Source organism: Xenorhabdus aichiensis, from assembly GCF_028598775.1.
Classification (GTDB): Bacteria; Pseudomonadota; Gammaproteobacteria; order Enterobacterales; family Enterobacteriaceae; genus Xenorhabdus; species Xenorhabdus bovienii.
Map to the genome: position 1 here is coordinate 1 of NZ_JAQRFO010000100.1, position 2,481 is coordinate 2,481.

Here is a 2,481-nt window from a genome sequence, read left to right on the forward strand (position 1 = left end):
TCTGGCGTGGATTGAATAATCGATGTTTTCAGTAATAACGGCAGAAATAACGACCGATTGTTCATCCCATGACATTTGTTCCCAGTCGCTCTCTGTATAACCGAGGGGTAGTTCTGTGTCAGAGCCGACACGGTTCGTTCGTATGGTGATGTACATGTCCATGATTGTTCCCGTGGGGTTAGATGTTTCTATTTGGATTGGTTAATGAGAGGGGGATTTTCGTCTAGCCACGCGGCTAATGGCGTTTTCCCTGCCTCATATTCCGAGCGCCACGCATCAATATCTGCAACGCTGCCATTATTCTCAAACGCAATATCTACCAGCGTCTGATACCAGTCGTCAAAACTCATTTTGTTTGTCATTGGGATTAACTCTCTAAATGAGGTAAATCCTAGAATGGGATCTCGTCATTCCAATCTGTGGGTGGAATTCCCTGCTGCGCGTGAGATTGTGAGTTAACTGACTTTCTGTCATCCTTATCTTTCAAGCCGGATACCATTTTATCGATGGTTGTTGCAGGTTTACTTTCAGCCTTTTCAGCAATGGTCTGGCGAGTATCAGCATAGAACGGGATACGGATATCCATTCCGTAAGTATCGTCACCGTTTGTTTTTGTCCTGAGTATCTTTTGCAGTACCAGTCCAACGCGCTTACCTGTGAATTCTGGTGCAATCAGGTTATTAACAGAAACCATATGGCTAGTTATCTGACGAAGTCCACAACAACCCATGATGGCCTGTATCATACTGACCCCAAATGTATTGGGTGAGCTGTCTTTTTTCTTGCAGCAAATACTCAGGTAGCTGACTTTGCGACCGTCATCCGTCTCACCAGAGAACTCAATAAACTCAGCGCCAGATTGGGCCGTGGTCAGTTTTGCTTCGTTGATGGTGATAACATATGCACCACTTTCATTTATAAAACCTCCCTGTCCGGCGCTCATTGCTGATTCTTGGTCGTAGGTAAAAATAACATTGTTCATATAGTTGCTTCCTCTGTGTGGGTTTCTAGGTCGTAGTACTCACAAATAGCGTCATCTACGGTTTTCAGGTCGTTTTCGATTTCGAATGAGTCAAACAGTCCCATTGGGGACTTGACGGTATCGAATCCGTTGTTTTGGGTGGTGAATAGATAGCGTCCATCCTTGACCAGTGTTTTCAGTACGATAGTGAACATTCCTTCTACCGTTATTTTCTCATCCAGCATCTTACCGATGGTTTTCATCTTCACTTTCCCCATCTGGGTTTCTTCCGTGTGAGAGAGGAAGTAGATCCGTAAATTGTCTGGCATTTGTCTGATGGCGTTATCAATCACGTTCCATGCGTGAGAGCCTATTTCTGTGAATTTGTCGAAGGACTTTTCTTCCGAACGGCGCATAAATTCATTAGCCATCAGGTATTGAAAGTCATCAACGATGATAGTTGTCTTACCATGCTTGGGGGCTGCCTTAATCACGGCTATGACTTGCTGCCAATTATCCGTAGTGCAAATGGCTCCAGCAGGGTTTTCTTTATTAAAGGGCTTCCATGATGCGGAACGAAACGGCAACGGCTTCCTGACCGTCTGGATAAGCAATGTCTTTTCTGGATTAAGGTTGCGTAGGCTGGCACTCTTCCCTGTGCCAGATTCACCGAGTATGAGTGTTGCGGTTCCCATATTGACTACCTCGCTAACCAATAATTGATTGTGAACTCAACATCAGGATCAAGGTCAGGTTGCTTCAATAACCATGTGAAATAGCTAGGATTGAGTTGATTGACCTCTTCAAATGTCATTCCTTTGTGCTTCCCAAACTTGAACTTGTGCAACAATGAGGGCTGATTACTGATTTCTAACATTTCCTCGTCAGACCAACCTGATTCATCCTTGATACGTTTAAATAACGCGGCTGTGACAATACAGTCATACAACGCTCGGTGTGCATGTAACCCATCCGGTACAAAAACATCCAGTTTCAGTGCATAGCGTAGGTACTGGTTACTGTGACTCTCCATGTCAGGCCATAACCGTTTTGCTAGTTTTAATGTGCAGATAAACGGCGCATCCATTTTCGGCATCATCCGTGAATCAAAAACGGCATTATGCGCAACCAAAAAATCAGCACCCTTATATTTCTCAATGACATTGGTAATTAATGGAAATCCGGCCACCATTTCATCGGTAATATGGTGAATAGCCATTGCGCTAATTGAGATGGGTTTTTGAGGGTCTACGAAATGGGATTGCTGGGTGGTGTAGTCAATGACGTTATCCACGACATCAATACTGGCTATCTCAACAATCCCACTGTCCATGTCACAGGTTTCTGTATCCACTACTCTATAAATCGTCAAAATTAATCTCCTGTCCAGATGCCACCATGACGGCGGGTCGGTGAATGACCCTTATAATGGTCATATTCTATGTGATGAGTTGCGTAATAATCCCGCCACGCCTGACGCTCTAATTTAGCGCGTTCCTCTGCCATGTGCTGGGGTAGCG

The 2,481-nt window shown here is 44.6% G+C and carries 4 protein-coding genes; all 4 read right to left on the bottom strand.

Annotated elements, in window-relative coordinates; all coding sequences use genetic code 11:
• Positions 1-188 precede the first annotated feature (188 nt).
• The 4 genes from PSI22_RS20965 to exoX are packed head-to-tail and all read right to left on the bottom strand — an operon-like array spanning position 189 to position 2,327.
• Positions 189-362, bottom strand: a complete 174-nt coding sequence (locus tag PSI22_RS20965) for a hypothetical protein (RefSeq protein ID WP_273581419.1) — start codon at positions 360-362, stop codon at positions 189-191.
• Positions 363-391: 29 nt separating this feature from the next.
• Entirely contained in the window at positions 392-982 is a 591-nt protein-coding gene (locus PSI22_RS20970) for a DUF669 domain-containing protein (protein ID WP_273581420.1), read from the bottom strand.
• On the bottom strand, positions 979-1,656 hold the full coding sequence (locus PSI22_RS20975) for a DEAD/DEAH box helicase family protein (RefSeq protein ID WP_273581421.1): 678 nt from the start codon (positions 1,654-1,656) through the stop codon (positions 979-981). Before PSI22_RS20975 ends, PSI22_RS20970 begins: the two co-directional genes overlap by 4 nt.
• A 5-nt stretch (positions 1,657-1,661) precedes the next feature.
• Positions 1,662-2,327 (bottom strand): exodeoxyribonuclease X, encoded by a 666-nt coding sequence (gene exoX, locus PSI22_RS20980; protein ID WP_370689054.1) that lies wholly within the window; start codon positions 2,325-2,327, stop codon positions 1,662-1,664.
• Positions 2,328-2,481: the final 154 nt, after the last annotated feature.